Annotated in this window: 20 protein-coding genes; 3 read left to right on the forward strand and 17 right to left on the reverse strand. The window is 65.3% G+C overall.

Going from position 1 to position 21,001, the window contains the following annotated elements; genetic code table 11:
* The gene (locus EJI00_RS11445) at positions 1–939 is read left to right on the forward strand and encodes a nucleoside hydrolase (protein WP_126747583.1); all 939 of its coding nucleotides are present in this window, start codon (positions 1–3) and stop codon (positions 937–939) included.
* Between the two features lie 70 nt (positions 940–1,009).
* Here the strand turns inward: EJI00_RS11445 and EJI00_RS11450 are convergent, their stop codons facing one another.
* The 6 genes from EJI00_RS11450 to EJI00_RS11475 all read right to left on the reverse strand — a co-directional run bounded on the left by EJI00_RS11450 (position 1,010) and on the right by EJI00_RS11475 (position 7,049).
* Positions 1,010–1,747: an amino acid ABC transporter ATP-binding protein gene (locus EJI00_RS11450; protein WP_126747734.1), complete on the reverse strand. Its 738-nt coding sequence runs from the start codon at positions 1,745–1,747 to the stop codon at positions 1,010–1,012.
* Positions 1,748–1,780: 33 nt separating this feature from the next.
* Positions 1,781–2,470: an amino acid ABC transporter permease gene (locus tag EJI00_RS11455; RefSeq protein WP_126747584.1), complete on the reverse strand. Its 690-nt coding sequence runs from the start codon at positions 2,468–2,470 to the stop codon at positions 1,781–1,783.
* Between the two features lies 1 nt (position 2,471).
* Positions 2,472–3,206 (reverse strand): amino acid ABC transporter permease, encoded by a 735-nt coding sequence (locus tag EJI00_RS11460; RefSeq protein WP_126747585.1) that lies wholly within the window; start codon positions 3,204–3,206, stop codon positions 2,472–2,474.
* 136 nt (positions 3,207–3,342) lie between these two features.
* The gene (locus EJI00_RS11465; protein ID WP_126747586.1) at positions 3,343–4,245 is read right to left on the reverse strand and encodes an amino acid ABC transporter substrate-binding protein; all 903 of its coding nucleotides are present in this window, start codon (positions 4,243–4,245) and stop codon (positions 3,343–3,345) included.
* A gap of 172 nt (positions 4,246–4,417) precedes the next feature.
* Positions 4,418–5,869 carry an aspartate ammonia-lyase gene (locus EJI00_RS11470; protein WP_126747587.1) on the reverse strand — a complete coding sequence of 484 codons (1,452 nt, stop codon included), beginning with the start codon at positions 5,867–5,869 and terminating at the stop codon, positions 4,418–4,420.
* Between the two features lie 187 nt (positions 5,870–6,056).
* Positions 6,057–7,049, reverse strand: coding sequence for a LysR substrate-binding domain-containing protein (locus tag EJI00_RS11475; RefSeq protein WP_126747588.1), 993 nt, complete (start codon positions 7,047–7,049; stop codon positions 6,057–6,059).
* Between the two features lie 61 nt (positions 7,050–7,110).
* Here EJI00_RS11475 and EJI00_RS11480 point away from each other — a divergent pair, with 61 nt between their 5' ends.
* A complete protein-coding gene (locus EJI00_RS11480; RefSeq protein ID WP_126747589.1) occupies positions 7,111–8,553 on the forward strand; it encodes an amidase in 1,443 nt (480 codons plus the stop codon).
* Positions 8,554–8,661: 108 nt separating this feature from the next.
* Here the strand turns inward: EJI00_RS11480 and EJI00_RS11485 are convergent, their stop codons facing one another.
* Both EJI00_RS11485 and EJI00_RS11490 read right to left on the reverse strand, forming a co-directional pair.
* Complete coding sequence (locus EJI00_RS11485; protein ID WP_126747590.1) at positions 8,662–9,600, reverse strand: 2-hydroxyacid dehydrogenase; 939 nt, start codon at positions 9,598–9,600, stop codon at positions 8,662–8,664.
* A 41-nt stretch (positions 9,601–9,641) separates the two neighbouring features.
* Positions 9,642–11,519, reverse strand: a complete 1,878-nt coding sequence (locus EJI00_RS11490; RefSeq protein WP_126747735.1) for an ABCB family ABC transporter ATP-binding protein/permease — start codon at positions 11,517–11,519, stop codon at positions 9,642–9,644.
* 43 nt (positions 11,520–11,562) lie between these two features.
* Between EJI00_RS11490 and EJI00_RS11495 the strand changes: the two genes are divergently transcribed.
* Positions 11,563–11,982: an acyl-CoA thioesterase gene (locus EJI00_RS11495; protein WP_126747591.1), complete on the forward strand. Its 420-nt coding sequence runs from the start codon at positions 11,563–11,565 to the stop codon at positions 11,980–11,982.
* 25 nt (positions 11,983–12,007) lie between these two features.
* Here EJI00_RS11495 and EJI00_RS11500 read toward each other — a convergent pair whose 3' ends face one another.
* From EJI00_RS11500 to EJI00_RS11540, 9 genes are all read right to left on the reverse strand, one after another.
* Complete coding sequence (locus tag EJI00_RS11500) at positions 12,008–12,772, reverse strand: enoyl-CoA hydratase (RefSeq protein ID WP_126747592.1); 765 nt, start codon at positions 12,770–12,772, stop codon at positions 12,008–12,010.
* A gap of 37 nt (positions 12,773–12,809) precedes the next feature.
* A complete protein-coding gene (locus EJI00_RS11505) occupies positions 12,810–13,403 on the reverse strand; it encodes a 2-hydroxychromene-2-carboxylate isomerase (protein ID WP_126747593.1) in 594 nt (197 codons plus the stop codon).
* Positions 13,404–13,749: 346 nt separating this feature from the next.
* A complete protein-coding gene (locus EJI00_RS11510; protein WP_126747594.1) occupies positions 13,750–14,490 on the reverse strand; it encodes an SDR family oxidoreductase in 741 nt (246 codons plus the stop codon).
* 13 nt (positions 14,491–14,503) lie between these two features.
* Complete coding sequence (locus EJI00_RS11515) at positions 14,504–15,334, reverse strand: acyl-CoA thioesterase (protein WP_126747595.1); 831 nt, start codon at positions 15,332–15,334, stop codon at positions 14,504–14,506.
* A gap of 32 nt (positions 15,335–15,366) precedes the next feature.
* Positions 15,367–16,263, reverse strand: a complete 897-nt coding sequence (locus tag EJI00_RS11520; protein WP_126747596.1) for an alpha/beta fold hydrolase — start codon at positions 16,261–16,263, stop codon at positions 15,367–15,369.
* A 157-nt stretch (positions 16,264–16,420) separates the two neighbouring features.
* On the reverse strand, positions 16,421–17,617 hold the full coding sequence (locus EJI00_RS11525) for an acetyl-CoA C-acyltransferase (protein WP_126747597.1): 1,197 nt from the start codon (positions 17,615–17,617) through the stop codon (positions 16,421–16,423).
* 29 nt (positions 17,618–17,646) lie between these two features.
* On the reverse strand, positions 17,647–18,102 hold the full coding sequence (locus tag EJI00_RS11530) for an endonuclease domain-containing protein (protein WP_126747598.1): 456 nt from the start codon (positions 18,100–18,102) through the stop codon (positions 17,647–17,649).
* A 13-nt stretch (positions 18,103–18,115) separates the two neighbouring features.
* The gene (locus EJI00_RS11535; protein WP_126747599.1) at positions 18,116–20,527 is read right to left on the reverse strand and encodes a 3-hydroxyacyl-CoA dehydrogenase/enoyl-CoA hydratase family protein; all 2,412 of its coding nucleotides are present in this window, start codon (positions 20,525–20,527) and stop codon (positions 18,116–18,118) included.
* 36 nt (positions 20,528–20,563) lie between these two features.
* On the reverse strand, positions 20,564–20,998 hold the full coding sequence (locus EJI00_RS11540) for a DUF2147 domain-containing protein (RefSeq protein ID WP_126747600.1): 435 nt from the start codon (positions 20,996–20,998) through the stop codon (positions 20,564–20,566).
* Positions 20,999–21,001 lie beyond the last annotated feature (3 nt).

The following is a 21,001-nucleotide window of genomic DNA, read 5'->3' on the forward strand; positions in this document are numbered from 1 at the left end:
ATGCACACCCTGATCATCGACACGGACCCCGGCGCGGACGATGTGATCGCGCTGCTGTTTGCCATGGCGGCGCCTGAAGCACTGAAGCTCCAGGCGCTGACCACGGTGGCCGGCAATGTTCCGCTGGCCAAGACCTCGCGCAACGCGCGCCTTGCCTGCGAATGGGCGGGGCGGCCGGACGTTCCTGTGTACGCCGGCGCGGAGCGCCCACTGCAGCGCACGCCGATCTACGCAGCCAACATCCACGGCCGCGAAGGCATCACCGGCGTCGAGGTTCACGAGCCGGCCACGCCGCTGGCTGAAGGGCATGCGGTCGACTACCTCATTCGCACACTGCGCGAGGCGCCCGAGAAAAGCGTGACGCTTGCCATGCTTGGCCCGCAAACCAACCTCGCGCTGGCGCTTGGGCAAGCCCCGGACATCGTGCGCGGCTTGCGCGAACTCGTGCTCATGGCCGGCGCGCATTTCAACGGCGGCAACATCACGCCGACTGCGGAGTTCAACGTGTTCGCCGATCCTCATGCGGCCGAGGCCGTGCTGAAGAGCGGCGTACCGACGAAGATGCTGCCGCTGGACGTGACGCACAAGATTCTCACGAGCGACGAGCGCATCGCGCGGCTGCGCGGCATCGGCAACCGGGCCGGCGCGATCGTTGCCGACATCCTCGACGCCTACGCCCCGCAGGAAATGCAGTACTACGACATGCCCGGCGGGCCGGTGCACGACGCGACCGTGATCGCCTATTTGCTGCAGCCCACGCTCTTCAGGGGCAGGCTGATCCACGTCGAAGTCGACAGCCGCGAAGGCATGGGCTTCGGCCAGACGGCGGCCGACTGGTACGGCAGCCTGAACCGCCCCGCCAACGTGAACTGGATCGTCGATGGCGATGCGCAGGGTTTTTTCGACCTGCTGACCGAACACATCGCACGGCTGCCCTGAGAACCCAGGCAAAAAAAAGCCACGCTGCGAACAGCGTGGCTTTTGTTTTTGTGCCGCAGCAGCGAATCGATCAGTGCTGCAGGATCTTGTTCAGGAAATCCTTCGTGCGCGGCTGGCGGTTTTCCGGGTGGCTGAAGAACTCGTCCTTCGGGCAGTCTTCCAGGATCTTGCCGCCCACGTCGATGAAGATCACGCGGCTGGCCACCTTGCGGGCGAAGGCCATTTCGTGCGTCACCACCATCATGGTCATGCCGTCCCTGGCCAGGCTCACCATCACGTCGAGCACTTCGCCGACCATTTCGGGGTCGAGCGCCGAAGTGGGTTCGTCGAACAGCATCACGATCGGGTCCATGCTGAGCGCGCGGGCAATGGCCACGCGCTGCTGCTGGCCGCCCGAGAGCTGGCCCGGGAACTTGTCCTTGTGCGCCATCAGGCCCACGCGGTCGAGCATCTTGAGGCCGCGGGTCTTGGCTTCTTCGGGGCTGCGGCCGAGCACCTTGATCTGGGCGATCGTGAGGTTCTCGGTGACCGACAGGTGCGGAAACAGCTCGAAGTGCTGAAACACCATGCCGACCTTGGAACGCAGCTTGGGCAGGTTGGTCTTGGGGTCGTGCAGCGGAATGCCGTTGACGGTGATCTCGCCCTTCTGGAAGGGCTCGAGCGCGTTCACGGTCTTGATGAGGGTGGACTTGCCCGAGCCCGAGGGCCCGCACACCACCACCACGTCGCCCTTGGCGATGCTCACCGAACAATCGTTGAGCACCTGCACCGGGCCATACCACTTGGAGACGTTCTTGATTTCAATCATTTTTTCGGACATTTCTTTCTCCGGTTCAGCCACTCAGCGAATGATGGCAATCTTCTTGTGGAGGCGCTTGACGAGCCACGACAAGGCATAGCACATGATGAAGTAAACGACAGCCGCGAGCAGGTAGGCCTCGATCGGGCGGCCGAAGTTCTTGCCCGCGGTCTCGAAGCCCTTGAGCATGTCGTATGCGCCGATGGCGTAGACCAGCGAGGTGTCCTGGAACAGGATGATGGTCTGCGTGAGCAGCACCGGCAGCATGTTGCGGAAGGCCTGCGGCAGCACGATCAGGCGCATGTTCTGCCCATAGGTCATGCCGACCGCCTGGCCTGCATTCACCTGGCCGCGCGGAATCGACTGGATGCCCGCGCGCATGATCTCGCTGAAGTAGGCCGCCTCGAACGCGATGAAGGTGATCACGGCCGAGATTTCCGACCGGTAGTTCGAGCCGACGGAGCCGAAGGCCGCGTAGAACGAAGCCGGCACCAAGAGGAAGAACCACAGGATCACCATCACCAGCGGAATGCTGCGCATGCCGTTGACGTAGATGGCGGCGGGCGCATCGAGCCACTTCTTGCCCGAGAGCCGCATGAGCGCCAGCACGGTGCCGAAGAGCACGCCGCCAATGGTGGCGACGATCGTCAGCATGATGCTGAAGTAGAAGCCCTTGACGACGAAGTTGCTGATGACGTCCCAGTTATAGAACGACAGGTCGAGATTCATCATGTCAATGTCCCCCGCCGCCGCCGCTGGCCGAGACGATGAAGCCCGGCACGCGCGTCTTCTTCTCGATGAAAGCCATGATGCGGTTGATTGCAAAGGCCGAAATCACGTAGAGCCCTGTCACCGCCAGGTACACCTCGATGCCGCGCGAGGTTTCTTCCTGCGCCTGCATGGCGAACATCGTGAGTTCAGTCACCGACACGGCGAACGCCACCGACGAGTTCTTGAAGATGTTCATCGTTTCGCTCGTGAGCGGCGGAATGATGATGCGGTAGGCCATGGGCAAGATCACGTAGCGGTAGTACTGCGGCGTGGTAAAGCCCACCGCCATGCCCGCATAGCGCTGGCCCTTGGGCAGCGCCTGGATGCCCGAGCGCACCTGCTCGGCAATACGCGCCGAGGTAAAGAAGCCCAGCGCCAGCACCACCAGCACAAAGCTCGGCACGCCCTTCATGACCGGAATCATGGCCGGAATCACGTGGTACCAGAGGAAGATCTGCACCAAGAGCGGAATGTTGCGGAACAGCTCGACCCAGGCATTGCCCAGGCGTATGAGCCACGGGCTGTTGGGCAAGGTGCGGATGATGCCGACGAGCGAACCCAGCACCAGCGCGACGATGAGCGCCAGCAGGGCGACCGACACGGTCCAGCCCCATGCGGACAGCATCCACTCCCAGTAGGTCGGGTACTTCCCGCCCGGGTCTTGCAAGAAGACCTGCCAATCCCAGTTTGATCCCATCGGGGACTCTCCTTCTTTCAGATTTCCAGACTGCCAGCTTGCAGAGGCCGTGCCCGCGCGCCGCAGCATTGCGTTGCCTGCGAAAACAAACGCCCGCCGGGGGCGGCGGGCGTTGCGCGGATGACCTTCGCAGCGATTACTTCTTCGCGGCGTACTCTTCCATCGGCTTGTCGTTCGGGTTGGCCCAGGCCGACTTGGTAGCTTCGGACAGCGGCAGGTTCACCGTGACGTTTGCCGGGGGAATCGGCTTCAGGAACCACTTGTCCCAGAGCTTGGCGAGCTCGCCGTTCTTGATCTGCGCCTTGATGCTGTCGTCCACCACCTTCTTGAAGGCGGCGTCGTCCTTGCGGATCATGATGGCGATGGGCTCGACGCTGAGCACTTCGCCCACGATCTTGTAGTCGGCGGGCGACTTCGACTTGGCGATGTTCGAGGCCAGGATGGAACCGTCCATCACGAAGGCGTCGGCGCGGCCCGATTCGAGCAGCAGGAAGCTGTCGGAGTGGTCCTTGCCATACAGTTCCTTGAAGTCGATGCCGCCGGCGCGTTCGTTCTTGCGCAGCGTTTGCACCGACGTGGTGCCGGTGGTGGTGGCCACGGTCTTGCCGTTCAGGTCCTTGATGCCGTTGATGCCCGAGTTGGCCTTGACCGCAATGCGCACCTCCTCGACGTAGGTGGTGACGGCAAACGACACGTCCTTCTGGCGCGTGGCGTTGTTGGTGGTGGAGCCGCACTCCAGGTCGACGGTGCCGTTTTGCACCAGGGGCACGCGGTTTTGCGAGGTCACGGGCTGGTACTTGGTTTCAAGCTTGGCCAGGCCGAGGTGCTTCTGGATGTCGCGAATGATGTTGGCGCAGACGTCGTAGTGGAAACCGGTGTACTGGCCGTTGCCGAGCGTGTACGAAAGGCCGGAAGATTCCCGCACGCCTTCGGTGATGGTGCCCGAGGCCTTGATCTTGGCCAGGGTGTCATTGGCCTGTGCAAACGCGCTGCCGGCAGCCACGGCTGCGATTGCCAATGCCAATACTTGCTTTTTCATACGGAAAACTCCTGAGGTGACTGGAAGATACAGATACAACTAAATTTTAGACATTCAGGTCATGGGGAATACCCGGGCCAACCCGGTGCATTCTCGATGACGTGTGCACCGGCGCCGCGCATCGCGGCGCCGTCGTGGTGCAGGGCTACCCATTGGCATTGTCCGACTTTCACTAAGCAGCCTTTGTGCCCGAGGGCTCGGCAGCCGGGGGCACCGGTGCGGACAGGCGAACGGGCTGGGTCAGATTTTCGGGCACGAGCAGCGCTTCCATCTCGGCGCGCGTCATGATGCCCAGCGATTCGGCCACCAGGTCGATGGGCCCGCCGGTGGCCAGCGCAGTCTTGGCGATGAGCGCCGCCTTTTCGTAGCCGATGAGGGGATTGAGCGCGGTAACCAGCGTGACCGATTCCCGCACCCGCTTGGCCAGGAACTCGCGGTTCGCCTCGATGCCTTCGACGCAGTTCTGCCGCAGCGTGATGCAGGCATTGCTCAGGTGCCGGATGCTCTTGAACAGGCTCCACCCCATGATGGGTTCGAAGGCATTGAGCTGCAGCTGGCCGGCCTCCGATGCCATGGTGACCGTGATGTCGTTGCCGATGACCTCGAACGCCACCTGGTTCATGACTTCCGGGATCACCGGATTGACCTTGCCCGGCATGATCGACGAGCCGGCCTGGCGCGGCGGCAGCCGGATTTCTCCAAAGCCCGCCTGCGGGCCGCTGGACAGCAGGCGCAGGTCGTTGCAGGTCTTGCTGAGCTTGGTGGCCACCCGCTTGAGCACGCCCGAAAGCTGCACGAAGGCGCCGGTGTCCTGCGTGGCCTCGATGAGGTTGGCGGCCTGCTTCAGCGGCACGCCGCTCTGCTCGGCCAGGTACTGGCAGGCCAGGTTGGCATAGCCGTGCGGCGCGTTGATGCCGGTGCCGATGGCGGTGGCGCCGAGGTTGATTTCCTCGATGAGCGCGCGCGCCTCGCCGAGCCGGGCCTCGTCTTCGCCGATCATGATGGCGTAGGTCAGGAACTCCTGGCCCAGCGTCATGGGCACGGCGTCCTGCAGCTGGGTGCGGCCGATCTTGAGAATGTCCTTGAACTCGAGCGCCTTGGCCTCGAAGCTCTGGCGCAGCGCGGCCATGGATTCGAGCAGCTTGTCGATGGCAAACCACAGGGCCAGCCGCACCGCCGTCGGGTAGACGTCGTTGGTGCTCTGCGAGGCGTTGACGTGGTCGTTGGGGTGCAGCACGTCGTAGCGGCCCTTTTCATGGCCGAGCTTCTCGAGTGCGAGGTTGCAGATCACCTCGTTGGCGTTCATGTTGGTCGAGGTGCCGGCGCCGCCCTGGATCACGTCGACCACGAATTCCTCGAGCAGCTTGCCCTCGATGAGGTCGTCGCAGGCCAGGATGATCGCCGCGGCGCGGTCGCGGTCGATGGCGCCGAGGTCGGCATTGGCGCGCGTGGCGGCCTTCTTCACGAAGGCCAGCGCGCGCACCAGGTCGGGCATGGCCGACACGCGGGTGCCGGAGATGGCGAAGTTCTCGACCGCGCGCGCCGTGTGCACGCCCCAGTAGGCAAAGGCAGGAATCTGCTTTTCGCCGAGGAAGTCGTGTTCGGTCCTGAAATTGGGGCTCATACAGGTTCCTCGGCTAAAAAAAAGCACGCGGGTGGCGCGTGCCGGAAGTCTTGCTGTGACAGCGGTGTGATTGGAAACTGCCGCGACTTTAGTGGCGCCAGGCCCGCGACGCCAATGCCGTTTGCGGGGAGCCCTATGCGCAGCATTTATAGATTGTGCAGCGCACAAATTCCATCCGTCAATCAGGTCACCGTTTGGGCTGGGCACCGACCAGGTACGACCAGAGCGCATCGGCCGTGCGCTTGGGCTGCAGGCCTTCTGAAGAACCCGCAACGGCCTTCGCGGAGCGGCCGGTGCCGGTCTTTACGGGAACCGGTGCGCTCGGCCGTTCGCGGTAGGCGCGGATTTCCATCGTCGCCTCCAGGCTGTCGATCTCGGGCGGCAGCGCGCTCACCAGCTTGCGCGCCTTGATTTCCTTGCGCACCGCGCTCTGCGGCAGAAAGGCGATGCCGTGGCCCTCGAGCGCCATGACCTTCAGGCCTTCGGCCATGTCGGTTTCATAGACCCGGTCGAGGTGGATGGCGGTGCCCGACTCTTTCAGCAGCTGGTCGACCACCCGTCCCAGGTAGGCGCCGGGCGCGTAGCCCAGGTAAGGCAGCGGCTGGCCGGGCCTTCCGGGCAGGCGGAAGCGCGGTGCGCCCTCGGCATCGGCCTTGACCCAGGGCGCCACGGTTTCCTCGCCCAGGCTGACCATTTCGTACTTGTTGGCGTCGAGCTGCAGCGGCTGCGAGGGGTGGTGGTAGGCAATCAGCAGGTCGCAGCTGCCTTCGACCAGCCGCAGCACGGCGTCGTGCACATTGAGCGCGATGAGCCGGCTCTTGATGGGCCCGAAGTGCTCGCGCAGGCTGGTCACCCAGGAGGGGAAAAAGGTGAAGGCCAGCGTGTGCGGGACGGCAATTTCGATCACGTCCTGCCCGGCGGCCGAGTGCCCGCGCAGCATGGCGCGCGTGCTCTGCAGCGATTGCAGCATCTCGATGGCCTGGCTGTAGAGCGTCTGGCCCGCGGGCGTGAGGCGCGTGGGGTAGGAGCTGCGGTCGACCAGGTCGGTGCCGGCCCAGCCCTCCAGCGCCTGGATGCGCCGCGAAAAAGCCGGCTGCGTGACATGCCTCAATTGGGCCGAGCGGCTGAAGCTGCGCGTTTCCGCCAGGCTGATGAAGTCTTCTAGCCACTTTGTTTCCATACGCGGCGATTATGCGAGCGCCGCGCCATACTGGACGCCCCCTCCTTTTCCCGCACTCGCCATGTCTTTTGCCGACCTGCCCGAACTGACCGCCACCGAACTGTCGCACCTGATCGGGAGCCGCAAGGTGTCCTGCCGCGAGGTGATGCAAGCCTCGCTGGCGCGCATCGAGGCGCTCAACCCGCGCTTCAACGCCATTGTTTCGCTGCGCGACCCCGAAGCCCTGCTGGCCGAAGCCGGCGAGCGCGACGCCGAACTGGCACGCGGCGAGCGGCGCGGCTGGATGCACGGCTTTCCGCTGGCGGTGAAGGATCTGAGCCACGCCGCCGGGCTGCCGACCTCGATGGGCTCGCCGCTTTCGCCGCGCACCCCGGCGCGCACCGACAGCCTGCACGTCGCGCGCATGCGGGAGTCCGGCGCCGTCGTGATCGGCAAGACCAACACGCCGGAGTTCGGCCTGGGCTCGAACACCTACAACACGGTGTTCGGCATTACCCGCAACGCCTATGCGCCCGACCGCAGCGCCGGCGGCAGCAGCGGCGGCGCCGCGGTGGCGCTGGCCCTGGGCATGCTGCCGGTGGCCGACGGCAGCGACATGATGGGCTCGCTGCGCAACCCGGCCGCCTTCAACAACGTGATCGGCATGCGGCCTTCGCGCGGCCGCGTGCCCGGCGATCCGGAGCAGGAGCTGTTCTTCCAGCAACTGGGTACCGAAGGACCGATGGCCCGCAACGTGGAAGACACCGCGCGGCTGCTGGCGGTGCAGGCGGGCTTCGACACGCGCGTGCCTCTGTCCTCGCCGCAGGCCCTGCCGGCGCCCGATGCACTGCGGCTCGACGACAACGTGGAGGGCCTGCGCGTGGGCTGGCTCGGCGGCATCTGGCCCGATCTGCCGCTGGCGCCGGGCATCCGCGAACTGGGCGAGCGCGCACTCGACACCTTTCGCGCCATCGGCTGCGAAGTGGAGCCCTGCACGCTCGACGTGCCGCGCGAGCACAACTGGAGCGCCTGGCTGCGCCTGCGGCAGCTGCTGGTGGGCGGCAAGCTCGGCGCGTACCTGCGCGACCCGAAGCTCTTTGCCCAGCTCAAGCCCGAGGCGCAGTGGGAAATAGAGCAGAGCCGCCATCTTGATGCGACGTCGCTGTACCAGGCTTCGGTCTATCGCTCGAACGTGTACCGCGCATTCCTCAGCCTGTTCGAGCGCTTCGACTTCGTGCTGGCTCCATCGGCGCAGGTGTTTCCTTTCGATGCCGAGCTGCACTGGCCCACTGAAGTCGCTGGCGTGCCGAGCGACACGTACCACCGCTGGATGGAAATCGTGACGCCGTTCACCCTGGCCGGCCTGCCCACGCTGAATGTGCGCGCGGGATTCGGCGAGGGTGGTTTGCCGATGGGCCTGCAGCTGGCCGGGCCGATCCATGCGGATCTCGGCGTGCTGCGGCTGGGGCATGTGTATGAGAAGGCGTGCGGATGGGGTGCCCGGCGCCCTCCGGTCCTGGCTTGACTCCCTCCCCCTTTGGGGGAGGGCTGAGGTGGGGGCAAGCGGCGCATCCACTGGGCGCCCTGCCCGCCCCCATCCCAACCTTCCCCCAGCGGGGGAAGGGGCAAGGCATCAGACCGGGGTCAATACTCCGCGCCCTGCAAAATGCCCTTCGGCATTCGCAAGGAAATGGTCGACCGATTTCTGCGTCGCCTCCGGCGACCAGCCCGCCATGTGCGGCGTGAGCAGCACGTTGTCCAGGCCGATCAGCGGTTCGGGCCGCTTCGGCTCGCTTTCATAGACGTCCAGGCCCGCGCCGGCAATGCGGTTCTCGCGCAGCGCTGCGGCCAGCGCCTCGGTATCGACCACGCTGCCGCGGCCGATGCTGACCAGGAAGCCCTGCGGCCCGAGTGCATCGAGCACCTCGGCATTCACCAGGTGGCGCGTGGCCGGCCCGCCGGGCGCGGCGAGCACCAGAAAATCGGCCCACGTGGCGAGCGATTTCAGGTCGTCGAAGTAGCGCTGCGTTGCGCCTTCTCGCGGCTTGCGGTTGTGATAGCCCACTTCCATGTCGAACGCGGCCGCGCGCTTGGAGATCTTCTGGCCGATGGTGCCCAGCCCGAGGATGCCGAGCTTCTTGCCCGACACGTTCGGCGGCTGCGGAATCGCCTCGCGCCACACGCCCTCGCGGCACAGCCGGTCGAGTTGGCGAAACCCGCGAACGATGCTGATCAGCAGGCCGAAGGCGTGGTCGGCCACGCAGTCGTCATTGGTGCCCGCGCCGTTGGCCGTGACGATGCCGCGCGCCCGGGTCGCGTCGAGCGGCACGCCTTCGTAGCCCGCGCCCATGCAGCAGACGAGCTCGAGCGCCGGCATGGCCGCGATCTCTTCGGGCGTGATGCCGATCACGCCGATGGTCAGCACCGCGCGAAATTTCTTGCCGTGCTCGGCAACGGCCGCGGCGCGCGCGGCGGGGTCGAAGGCGTAGGTCACGTCGTAGACCTCGGCAATCTGGGCCTGGTGGGCGCTCGAGAGGCTGTTGAGCACCAGCAGGGGAATCTTGGTCGGCACGTCTGAACTCCTGGATCGATTAAAAAAGAAGAATGATCGGGCTACATCAGCGGTGTGGCTTCGCTTTTTTGCAAAGCCCACATCTGCGCATAGCGGCCTTGCCTGGCCAGCAGCTCGGCATGCGTGCCGCGCTCGACGATCACGCCCGCTTCGAGCACCAGGATCTCGTGCGCGTCGACCACGGTCGACAGCCGGTGCGCGATGACCAGCGTGGTCTTGTCCTGCGCCGCGCTCTTGAGCTCGGACTGAATGGCGCGCTCGTTGGCCGAATCCAGCGCCGAAGTGGCTTCGTCGAAGATCACGATCGGCGGGTTCTTGAGCAGCGTGCGCGCAATGGCCACGCGCTGCTTCTCTCCGCCCGAAAGCTTGAGGCCGCGCTCGCCCACCGTGGTCTCGTAGCCCAGGGGCGTGGCCGAGATGAAGTCGTGGATGCGGGCCGCGCGCGCGGCGTTTTCCACTTCTTCGCGCGTGGCGCCGGGGCGGCCGTAGGCGATGTTGTATTCGACCGTGTCGTTGAACAGAACCGTGTCTTGCGGCACGATGCCGATGGCGCGGCGCACGCTGGATTGCTGCACTTCGCGGATGTCCTCGCCGCCGATGGTGATACGGCCCTGCTGCACGTCGTAGAAGCGGTAAAGCAGTCGTGCGAGCGTGGACTTGCCCGAGCCCGAGGGGCCGACCACGGCCACGGTCTTGCCGGCCGGAATCTCGAAGCTCACGTGCTTCAAGATGGGGCGCGCGGGCTCGTAGGCAAAGCTCACGTCTTCGAAGCGGATGGTGGAGTCGAAGCCGCTGCCCTCACCCCTGCCCTCTCCCGGAGGGAGAGGGAGCAAAGACAGAGGTTGCGCACCGGGCGCATCGCGCACCTCGCGCTCTTTTTCCATCAGCACGAACATCTTGTCCAGGTCGGCCAGGCTCTGCTTGATCTCACGGTAGATCACGCCCAGAAAGTTGAGCGGAATGTAGAGCTGGATCATGAAGGCGTTGACCATCACCAGGTCGCCCAGCGTCATGCGCCCTTCGACCACGCCCGAGGTGGCGCGCCAGAGCATCAGCACCAGGCTCACGGCAATGATCATCTGCTGCCCGATGTTGAGCATGCTCAGCGTGCGCTGGCTCTTGATGGCGGCCTTGCGGTAGCGGTCCAGGCTGGCGTCGTAGCGCTTCGCCTCGAACTCCTCGTTGTTGAAATACTTGACGGTTTCGTAGTTCAGCAGCGAATCGACCGCGCGGCTCTGGGCCATGGAGTCGAGCTCGTTCATGGTCTTGCGAAACTGGGTGCGCCACTCGGTCACGGTGACCGTGAAGCTGATGTACAACACCAGCGCCGCGGCCGTGATCCAGACAAAGAGCGAGTCGAACTTCACGCCCAGAATCGTGAGCACCAGCACCAGCTCGATGATGGTCGGCACGATGCTGTAGAGCGACATCGAGATGAGCGAGTGCACCCCGCGCGTGCCGCGCTCGATGTCGCGCGTCATGCCGCCGGTCTGGCGCTCGAGGTGAAAGCGCAGGCTCAGCGAATGCAGATGGCCGAACACCTCCAGCGCAATCTGCCGGGCCGTGCCTTCGGTGGCCTTGGCGAAGATGAGTTCGCGCAGTTCGCCGAAGAGCGCGGTCGAGAACCGCAGCAGCCCGTAGGCCAGCAAAAGCCCGATGGGCACGATCAGGAGCGCCTGCGCCATGTCGGGCTTGGGCGTCATCGTGTCGATGAGGTTCTTGAGCAGCACCGGCACGCCCACGTTGGCCACCTTGGCGCCCACCATGAAGGCAAGCGCGGCAATCACCCGCCACTTGTACTGCCAGAGGTAGGGAAAAAGGCGGCGCAGCGTGGCCCAGTCGGAGCGGTCGCTGCGCGCCGGAGGGTGCCCGGCGACGGGATGGGAGGGAGGGGGTAGGGCTTCGCCGCTGCGGCGCATGAGGGACAATCGTGGTTGCTTTGTTCTGCCTCAGATTGTGCCCATGTCCGATACTTCCAGCACCGCCGCTGCCGCCACCCTCAAAAGCCTGCCCACCGACATGGAGCTGGTGCTCAAGGTCATTCCCATGCCGGCGGACTGCAACGCCAACGGCGACATCTTCGGCGGCTGGGTCATGGCGCAGTGCGACCTGGCCGGCTCGGTGATTCCGGCGCGCTACGCTAAGGGCCGCCAGGCCACGGTGGCGGTGAACGAATTCATCTTCAAGCAGCCGGTGCGGCTGGGCGACATCCTGTCGTTCTATTCGAAGCTGGTGCGCATCGGGCGCACCTCGGTCACAGTCACGGTCGAGGTGTTCGCCGAGCGTTTCCGGGCCCAGGGCGAGTACATCAAGGTCACGCAGGCCACTTTCACCTACGTGGCCATCGACGACAACGGCCGCCCCCGCCCGATCGAAAAGTAATTGGCGCTAAGGGGGCCGAGCGCCCTCAGACCTTCGAAAAATCCGGCTTGCGCTTTTCCATGAACGCGCCGAAGGCTTCGCGCGCGGCCGGTTCCCGCAGCATGCGGCCGAAGCTCGCGCCCTCTTCGTCCATGCGTTCGAGCACGGCGGGCAGTTGCGCCTTCTTCAGCAGGCGCTTGGTCTCGACGAGCGCACTCAGCGGCTTGGCCGCGAGCTTGCGGGCCTGCACCTGGGCGATGGCGTTGGCTTCGGTCGGCGGCACGATGCGGTTGACCAGGCCCACTTCGAGCGCGGCCTCGGCCATGAAGGGTTCGCCCAGCAGCAGCGCCTCGGCCGCACGGTGGTAGCCCAGCATCTGCGGCACCAGCAGGCTCGAGGCCGCCTCGGGGCACAGGCCCAGGTTCACGAAAGGCATCGAGAACGCCGCGTTGTCGCCCGCATAGACCAGGTCGCAGTGGAACAGCATCGTGGTGCCGATACCGACGGCCGGGCCGCAAACGGACGCGACGATGGGCTTGGGAAAGGTCGCGATGCCGCGCAGGAAGCGGAACACCGGCGACTCCTTGCCGGCGGGCGGGGCGTTCAGGAAGTCGCCGATGTCGTTGCCCGCGCTGAAAATGGTGGGGTCGCCCTGGATCAGCACGCAGCGCACCGCGGCATCGCTCTCGGCCGCGGCCAGCGCGTCGGCCAGTTCGCCGTACATGTTGCTGGTGATCGAGTTCTTCTTGTCGACGCGGTTGAAGGTCAGGGTCATCACACCGGCTTCGGTGTGGACGAGGATGTCGCTCATGGGAATGGTCCTTGAATAAAAACGGGTAACGCCGCGCTCAGGCGTCGAGGGCTTCTCGCACAAAATCCAGCCGGTCCTGGCCCCAGAACATCTGGTCGCCGACGAACATGGTGGGCGCGCCGAACACGCCGCGCTCGACCGCTTCCTGCGTGACGGCCTTCAGGCAGTCTTTCACCTCCTGCGAACCGGCCAGCGCGAGCAAGGCGGCGGCGTCGAAGCCCGCATTCTGAAGCACCGCGCCGACAACGGCCGGGTCGTTCATGTTCTTCGGCTCGACCCACATCGCGTGAAATATGGCGTCGACATACGCACCGAAGCGCGCCGGCTCCTTCATCTGAATGCCTGTGGCGCCGCGCATCAACAGCAGCGTATTGATCGGGAAGTGCGGGTTGTGCACAAAGGGCACGCCATAGCGCTTTGCAAAGCGCTGCAGGTCGATGGTCATGTACGGCGCCTTGGGCACCACTTCGGCGGGAGACCGGTTGCCGGTGGCCTGGAAAACGCCGCCCAGGAGCATGGGCTTCCAGACGAGTTCGGCGCCGGTGTCGGCGCAGACGTGCAGCAACTGGGTGGCGGCCAGGTAGGCGGCGGGGCTGCCGAAGTCGAAATAGAAGTCGACGGATTTGGTCATGGGTGTGTCCTTGTCTTTACTCAGGTCGCCACTTGTTGGTGCGGCTGCTGTTCAGGGCGTGTGCACAGGCCACCGGGTACTCCCCTCCGCGAATGTCCCCCGGGGCTGCGCCCCTCCTCCTTTATTTCGCTGCGCGGAGCACCCGATGCCCTGTGCACCTGGGCACGCTCTGGGTGTACCGCTGATCAACGGCCGCTCTGTGCAACGCACCCGCTGGCGGGGTGCCTTGCGCAGCGAAATAAAGGAGGAGGCCGCAGGCCGGGGGACATTCGCGGAGCAAGGTACCCCGTCGGCGGGAGCGCACCCTGAACAAGGCATCGAACGCACAACGCAGCGATCCGACATCTCAGAACTTCTCCGACCAGGGTCGCAAATCAAGCTCATGCGTCCAAGCATCGCGCGGCTGCGAATGCAGCATCCAGTAGCTGTCAGCAATGTGCTCGGGGTTCAGGATGCCGTCGCTTTCCTTCAGCGCATACCGCTCGGGAAAATTGGTGCGAATGAACTCGGTGTCGATGGCGCCGTCGACCACCACGTGCGCGACGTGAATGCCCTGCGGCCCGAGCTCGCGGGCCATCGACTGGGCCAACGCACGCAAAGCCATCTTCGCGCCAGAGAAGGCGCCGAAGTTCGCTGCGCCTCGCAGCGATGCGGTGGCGCCCGTGAAGATGATCGTGCCGCGATGCCCGCCCTTCGGGAGTTCGCGCGACACCATGCGCTTTGCGACCTCGCGCCCATTGAGAAAGCCCGAGAAGCAAGCCATCTCCCACACTTTGAAATACTTGCGCGCGGTTTCGGTGAGGATGCTCTCGGGCACGTTGGCGCCGATGTTGAACACCATCACCTCGATGGGGCCGATCGTCGATTCGATCTGTTCGACCAGTGCGACCACTTCCTCTTCCTTGCGGGCGTCGCAGCCGAACGCATGGGCGCGGCCGCCGTCGGCTTCGATCTGCTCAACCAGCGGCTGCAGCTTGTCGAGGCTGCGCCGCGTCACGCAGGCGGCATAGCCTTCGCGCGCGAAGCGGCGGGCAATGGCACCGCCGGTGGCGTCGCCGGCTCCGACGATGAGTGCGGTCTTTTGCATGGACGTTCTCTCGCTATTCCTTGTAGTAGACGATCTGGTTCGACGTGGCGAGCAGCACGCCCTTCTCGCTCCACAGGTGTGCCGCCTGGTCGAAAAAGCCGTTGAAGAACTGCTGCCCCACCGCGCGGCCCAGCAAGTAGCCCGAGCCGACCTCGGCCAGTTGATCCGGCCCGGCATGGAAGTAGGTGGTGATCGACACCGTGCCCGCCGGCACATGCTTGGCGCGGCGCAGCCACACGCGCGGATAGAACATGTCGCTCATCGCCGCCAGCGAGCAGAAGTCGAGCGGCCGTTGTTCCGCATCGCGCAGCCAGAGCCGGCTTTCGCTGTGCTGCAGGCTGCCGTCCCACTTCGCGGGAATGCCGCCGCTGATCGGGCGCATCTCGTAGCGGTCCAACCACGCCACGCCGGCGGGGCCGATGCTGAAGCGCTCGACCGACTCGGGCGGCGGCACCTCGGGCAGGGGCATGTCGCTTTCGCCCCAGGTTTCGCGCCGTGCCGCCGTGACCACCGTGGCCGTGGTCGTCATGTTCGGCGCGCCGTTCGCTCCCGGCTGGGTGATCTGCACCGTCCAGTGTTGCGTCGAGCGGTTGGTGCGCACCGGCGTGGCCTGCACGTCGAAGGGGCCGGCTTCGAGCGCCGCCGCAAAGTTGACGGTCAACGCGAGCGGCGTGCCCAGCAGGTCCGGGTGCCGCAGCACCGACTGCAGCGCAATGGCCGCCGTGGCGCCGCCGAAGGGCCCGACCATGTTCCAGTAGTCGGGGCTGGTGGCGCCGGTGAAATGACCGGCGCGGATGTCGCTGTGCTCAAGCGCCAGGGCTTTGTCGAAGGGATGCGTGCTCATGGTGATTTGAAGTGTGCCTCCGATGCGTGGCGTCACGCAGTCGTGTGCGGGACGCCGGGTTGCTGCACCGCGGTAAGTGTGGCCAGGCGGTGCAGCTTGTCGACGGTGCTCGGCCAGAGGCTGCTCTTGAACTGTTCGCGGAAGAAGCCGAAGTGGCCGATGCGGCGCGCCTGCACATCGGCAGGCGCAATGCGCTCCACGGCACGCGGCGCGCCTGCATACAAGCTCACCAGGCTTTCGGTCCCGGCCAGCGTCATGAGTTCGTCGTCCGTCATCGACAGTGCAAGCACCGGAAAGCGCACGCGCCCGTAGCTCTGCAAGGCGCTCTCGCCTTCGGCGCCCACGCTGTAGCGCGGATGCAGGCACCAGCGGCGCCATTGCAGGATGACCCCCCGCGGCAGGTCGCCGACCTTCTTGAGCTTGCGGCCCGGGAAGTAGCCGCAAACTCGCGTGACGAGCGGCACCAGCACAAACCAGAAATAGAGAATGCTGCGCTTGAGCTTGGGCGCGTTCTCGCGCCAGTAGCCGCTGCCCGCCGCGATGCTGACGAGGCCGTCTACCTGCTCCGGTCGCTGCAGGAAACCCGGCAGTTGAGCGCCCAGGCTGTGGCCCAGAAGATAGAGCGGATGCTCAGGCAGCGCGGCCTTGGCCGCGTCGATGACCGCCTCGTAATCGCGCGCCCAATCGAACAGGTCGGCCTCGAAGCCCCGCAGCGATGCACCGTTGCGCGAATCGCCGCTGCCGCGGTAATCGAAGGTCCACACGCGCAGGCCCTGGCCGGCGAGCCACTGCGCGAAGGGTTCGTAGAACGACTGGCGCACGCCCATCGCACCACCGATGACGATGCTGGCACGAGGTTCACCGTCCGGGTCATAGCGACGCACGGCCACCTGCACGCCGTTGTCGACCGGTAGTTGCTGTGCCTGCATCGTTTGTCTCCTTCTCGTTGATCAATCACCGCCCCGCGGCGTAGCGAGCGGGATGAGATGCAAGGCGCGGGTGGCGGGAAACCGGAGCGACCTTCAAGGTCGTGAGGATTTCCCGACGGGCCCCGCAACGCAGCAGATCGCCCGCGCAGTAGCCGCCCTAAACGCGTTCGAAGATGCCGGCTGCGCCCTGCCCCATTCCTACGCACATCGTGACCATGCCGTACTTCAGGTTTTCGCGCCGCAGCGCATGCACCACGGTCGCCGCGCGAATTGCGCCGGTTGCGCCGAGCGGATGGCCCAGCGCAATCGCGCCGCCCATCGGGTTGACCTTGCTCGGATCGAGGCCCAGCGTGTTGATGACCGCGAGCGACTGGGCGGCGAATGCTTCATTCAGTTCGAACCAGTCGATGTCCTCGTGCTTGAGGCCTGCGTAGCGCAGCGCCGCCGGAATCGCCTCGATCGGACCGATGCCCATGATGTGCGGCGGCACGCCCTTGCTTGCAAAGCTCACGAAGCGGGCAAGCGGCGTGAGGCCGTATTGCTTCACGGCCTTCTCGCTCGCAAGGATGAGCGCGCCAGCGCCGTCCGACGTCTGCGAGCTGTTGCCGGCCGTCACGGTGCCGCGCGCGGCGAACACGGTACGCAGCTTGGCCAGCCCTTCGAGGCTGGTGTCGGGGCGGGCGCCTTCGTCGAGGTTCACAGTGCGGGTCTTGGCAATCGATTCGCCGGTCTCGAGGTTCGGCGTGCGATCAGTCACTTCGGTGGGCGTGATCTCGTCCGCGAACTTGCCGGCCTTCTGCGCGGCAAGTGCCTTCTGGTGCGAGGCGAGCGCGAACTCGTCCTGCGCCTCGCGGCTCACCTTCCACTGCTGCGCAACCTTCTCTGCCGTGAGTCCCATGCCGTAGGCAATGCCCACGTCGCCTTCGCGCTCGAAGATCGAGGGCGACAGCGACGGCGAGTTGCCCATCATCGGCACCATGCTCATGCTCTCGACACCGGCCGCGATCATCACATCCGCCTCGCCCACGCGGATGCGGTCCGCGGCCATCTGCACCGCAGAGAGGCCTGAAGCGCAGAACCGGTTCACGGTGATGCCGCCGATGCTGGTGGGAAGGCCCGCCAGCACGGCGCCTATGCGCGCGACGTTCAGGCCCTGTTGCGATTCGGGAATCGCGCAGCCGCAGATGATGTCTTCGATGGCCTTGGGGTCGAGGCCGGGCACCGCGGCGAGCGCGGCCTTGAGCGTGGTCGCGAGCAGGTCGTCGGGCCGGTAGTTGCGGAAGTAGCCGCGATGCGACTTGCCGATGGGGGTGCGGGTGGCGGAGACGATGTAGGCGTCTTGTACTTGTTTCATGGCTTTTCAGTCCTTGTATCTTGTCTTGCTCATTCGTCCGATGCGACGATGGTCGGCTGTTGTCTTGCTCCCTCTCCCGCTTGCGGGAGAGGGCTGGGGTGAGGGCTGTCTTCCTGCAGCGCCTGCAGAATCCGCTCGCGAACGGCATCCGTCTGGGTCAGCACTTCGTTGTTCCAGAACCGGAGAACGCGATAGCCCTGGGCTTCGATGAAGCGAGTCCGGTTCTCGTCGTAGCTGGCAGCTTCCACATGCTGGCCACCGTCCAGTTCTACGATCAGCTTCGCTTCGAGGCATGCGAAGTCTGCGAAGTACGGGCCGATTGAGCGTTGACGACGGAACTTGTAGTTGGCCAGTCGACGATCCCGCAGGTGGTACCAGAGCAGGAACTCGGCGTCCGTCGGGGTTTCTCGAAGGCTGCGTGCCCTCACCCTAGCCCTCTCCCGCAAGCGGGAGAGGGGACCGGAGGTGTCGAGGTCTTCGCTCATGGTCCTTGCCAGGTCAGTTCCGCACCGGCTTCCCAGTACTCAACATCCCCATGATCCGCTCCTGCGTCTTCGGATGCACGATGAGCGAGCAGAACGCCTTGCGTTCGAGCGCCATCAGGTATTCCTCCGTCACGAGCGAGCCCGCGTCCACGTCGCCGCCGGTCACCACATTGGCAATCAGGCTTGCAATGTGGAAGTCGTGCGCGCTGATGAAGCCGCCGTCGCGCATGTTCACGAGCTGGCCCTTGATCGTCGCGGCGCCGCTGCGGCCCGCCACGCGGAAGGTGCGGCGCAATGGCGGGCGGTAGCCGGCGTCGGCCATTGCCTTCGCCTGCTGCAGCGCCACGTAAAGCAGCTCGTCCTTGTTCGGCACGATCACGTCGCTGTCGAGCAGAAAGCCGAGCTTCTTCGAATCGAGCGCGCCCGTGCCCACCTTGGCCATCGCCGCGGCGGTGAAGCCTTCGGTCAGGAACGGCAGGAGGTCGGTGCCCGTCGAGGCCGAAGCGTTCTCGGCCGCACGGCGCGCGATGTAGGTCAGGCCGCCCGCACCGGGGATCAGGCCCACGCCCACTTCGACCAGGCCGATATAGCTTTCCATCGCCGCGACGCGTTTCGACGAATAAACGGCCAGCTCGCAGCCACCGCCCAGCGCCATGCCGCGCACGGCGGAGACCACCGGCACGTTGGCGTAGCGGATCTTGAGCATCACGTTCTGCAGCTCTTCTTCCGCGCCTTCGACTGCGCCGATGCCCGCGACCACGAAGGCCGGCAGCATTGCCTGCAGATCGGCGCCGACCGAGAACATCTCGTCGGGCGACCAGATGACCAGGCCCTTGTATTCAGCCTCGGCCAGGTCGACCGCAGCGCCCAGTGCCTCGGCCACGTCAGGGCTGATGGCGTGCATCTTCGAATGGATGCTGGCGATGAGCACTCCTTCAAACCCTTCCTTGTCGAGCGTCCACACGCGCACATCGCCTTCGTCGCTGATGGTGGTGCCAGCGGTGTTCGCATCGGCCGCGTTCGCGCCGAGCACGCTCTCGGGGAAGAGCTGCCGGTCATGCACCGGCAGCTTGCGCTGCGGCACGAACTTGTTCTGCGATGCGCTCCACGAGCCTTCAGGCGTATGCACGCCGCCGGCCTCGGCCACCGGGCCTTCGAAAACCCACTTGGGCAGCGGCGCAGTGCTCAGCGCCTTGCCGGCATCGATGTCTTCCTGCACCCACTTGGCAACCTGCGCCCAACCGGCCTCTTGCCAGAGCTCGAACGGGCCCTGCTTCATGCCGAAGCCCCAGCGCATCGCAAAGTCGATATCGCGTGCGCTCTCGGCAATGGTTTCCAAGTGCACGGCCGCATAGTGAAAGCTGTCGCGCAGAATGGCCCAGAGGAACTGGCCCTGCGGCCCTTCGCTCCCGCGCAACAGCTTCAGGCGCTCGCCCGCGGGCTTCTTGAGCATGCGGCCATACACCTCGTCGGCCTTGGCGCCGGCGGGCACGTACTCGCCGCTCTGGAGGTCGAAGCGCAGGATGTCGCGGCCCACCTTCTTGAAGAAGCCGGCCTTGGTCTTCTGGCCGAGGTTGCCCAGTTCCAGCAGCTTGGCGAGCACCGGCGGTGTCGAGAAGTTGGCGTAGAACGGATCGGTCTCGGCGTTCAGGTTGTCCTGCAGCGTCTTGACGACGTGGGCCATCGTGTCGAGACCCACCACGTCGGCCGTGCGGAAGGTGCCCGAGCTCGCGCGGCCCAGCTTCTTGCCCGTGAGGTCGTCCACCACGTCAGGCGTGAGGCCGAACTTTTCTACTTCCTTCAGCGTGGCCAGCATGCCGGCAATGCCGACGCGGTTGGCAATGAAGTTGGGCGTGTCGTGCGCGCGCACCACGCCCTTGCCCAGCGTGCTGGTGACAAAGGCCTCGAGGTCGTCGAGCACCTTCGGTTCGGTGGTGGGCGTGTTGATCAGCTCCACCAGGAACATGTAGCGCGGCGGGTTGAAGAAGTGAATGCCGCAGAAGCGCGGCTTCAGGGCTTCAGGCAGCGCTTCGCTCAGCTTGGTGATCGAAAGGCCCGAGGTGTTCGAGGCCAGGATCGAGTGCTTGGCCACGTGCGGCGCGATCTTCTTGTAGAGATCGAGCTTCCAGTCCATGCGCTCGGCAATGGCCTCGATGATGAGGTCGCACTCGCCGAGCTTGGTCAGGTCGTCTTCGTAGTTGGCCTGTTCGATCAGCACCGCATCGGCCACGTCGCCGAGCGGCGCGGGCTTGAGCTTCTTGAGGTTGTCGATGGCGCGCGTGACGATGCCATTCTTGGGGCCTTCCTTAGCCGCCAGGTCGAACAGCACCACGGGCACGCGCACGTTGACGAGGTAGGCCGCGATCTGCGCACCCATCACGCCTGCGCCGAGCACGGCGACCTTCTTCACTTGAAATCGGGACATGTTGATTGGTATTTCTTGAATTGAAAACGCGGCGGATTACTGGACACGGTTCCAGGTCTGGGTGCGCCAGAACGGGCCCAGGTAGCCGCGCACTTCGAGCTTCCTGCCGCCGTCGATGGGCGTGAAGCTCGCGCGGTATTCCTTGCCGTTCTCGGGGTCGAGGATCTTTCCGCCTTCCCAGACGTCCTTGCCTTCGGCCTTCTTGCCGCCGCGGATGATCTCGAGCCCCGCAATGGGCTTGCCCTTGCGGTCATCGGTGCATTCGTCGCAAATGGCGTCGGGCTTGGTGTCTTTCCGGAGCGACTTGTCGATGCGGCCGATGAGCGCGCCGCCGGCCTCGCCGATGCGGATCTCGGCCTTGGCTTCGCCGCTCTTGTCGTCGACGTTGCGCCACAAGCCCACTGGAGTGCTCTGCGCCATGGCTGTGGCAGAAATGGCAGCAAGGACGATGGCTGCAAGCGTCGTTTTCATGAG

Source organism: Variovorax sp. DXTD-1 (genome assembly GCF_003984625.1).
GTDB lineage: Bacteria > Pseudomonadota > Gammaproteobacteria > Burkholderiales > Burkholderiaceae_C > Variovorax.

Coding starts and splice junctions, on each gene's coding strand:
- EJI00_RS11445 (WP_126747583.1), top strand. CDS start 1: ATGCACACCCTGATCATCGACACGGACCCCGGCGCGGACGATGTGATC.
- EJI00_RS11450 (WP_126747734.1), bottom strand. CDS start 1,747: ATGATTGAAATCAAGAACGTCTCCAAGTGGTATGGCCCGGTGCAGGTG.
- EJI00_RS11455 (WP_126747584.1), bottom strand. CDS start 2,470: ATGATGAATCTCGACCTGTCGTTCTATAACTGGGACGTCATCAGCAAC.
- EJI00_RS11460 (WP_126747585.1), bottom strand. CDS start 3,206: ATGGGATCAAACTGGGATTGGCAGGTCTTCTTGCAAGACCCGGGCGGG.
- EJI00_RS11465 (WP_126747586.1), bottom strand. CDS start 4,245: ATGAAAAAGCAAGTATTGGCATTGGCAATCGCAGCCGTGGCTGCCGGC.
- EJI00_RS11470 (WP_126747587.1), bottom strand. CDS start 5,869: ATGAGCCCCAATTTCAGGACCGAACACGACTTCCTCGGCGAAAAGCAG.
- EJI00_RS11475 (WP_126747588.1), bottom strand. CDS start 7,049: ATGGAAACAAAGTGGCTAGAAGACTTCATCAGCCTGGCGGAAACGCGC.
- EJI00_RS11480 (WP_126747589.1), top strand. CDS start 7,111: ATGTCTTTTGCCGACCTGCCCGAACTGACCGCCACCGAACTGTCGCAC.
- EJI00_RS11490 (WP_126747735.1), bottom strand. CDS start 11,519: ATGCGCCGCAGCGGCGAAGCCCTACCCCCTCCCTCCCATCCCGTCGCC.
- EJI00_RS11495 (WP_126747591.1), top strand. CDS start 11,563: ATGTCCGATACTTCCAGCACCGCCGCTGCCGCCACCCTCAAAAGCCTG.
- EJI00_RS11500 (WP_126747592.1), bottom strand. CDS start 12,772: ATGAGCGACATCCTCGTCCACACCGAAGCCGGTGTGATGACCCTGACC.
- EJI00_RS11505 (WP_126747593.1), bottom strand. CDS start 13,403: ATGACCAAATCCGTCGACTTCTATTTCGACTTCGGCAGCCCCGCCGCC.
- EJI00_RS11510 (WP_126747594.1), bottom strand. CDS start 14,490: ATGCAAAAGACCGCACTCATCGTCGGAGCCGGCGACGCCACCGGCGGT.
- EJI00_RS11515 (WP_126747595.1), bottom strand. CDS start 15,334: ATGAGCACGCATCCCTTCGACAAAGCCCTGGCGCTTGAGCACAGCGAC.
- EJI00_RS11520 (WP_126747596.1), bottom strand. CDS start 16,263: ATGCAGGCACAGCAACTACCGGTCGACAACGGCGTGCAGGTGGCCGTG.
- EJI00_RS11525 (WP_126747597.1), bottom strand. CDS start 17,617: ATGAAACAAGTACAAGACGCCTACATCGTCTCCGCCACCCGCACCCCC.
- EJI00_RS11530 (WP_126747598.1), bottom strand. CDS start 18,102: ATGAGCGAAGACCTCGACACCTCCGGTCCCCTCTCCCGCTTGCGGGAG.
- EJI00_RS11535 (WP_126747599.1), bottom strand. CDS start 20,527: ATGTCCCGATTTCAAGTGAAGAAGGTCGCCGTGCTCGGCGCAGGCGTG.
- EJI00_RS11540 (WP_126747600.1), bottom strand. CDS start 20,998: ATGAAAACGACGCTTGCAGCCATCGTCCTTGCTGCCATTTCTGCCACA.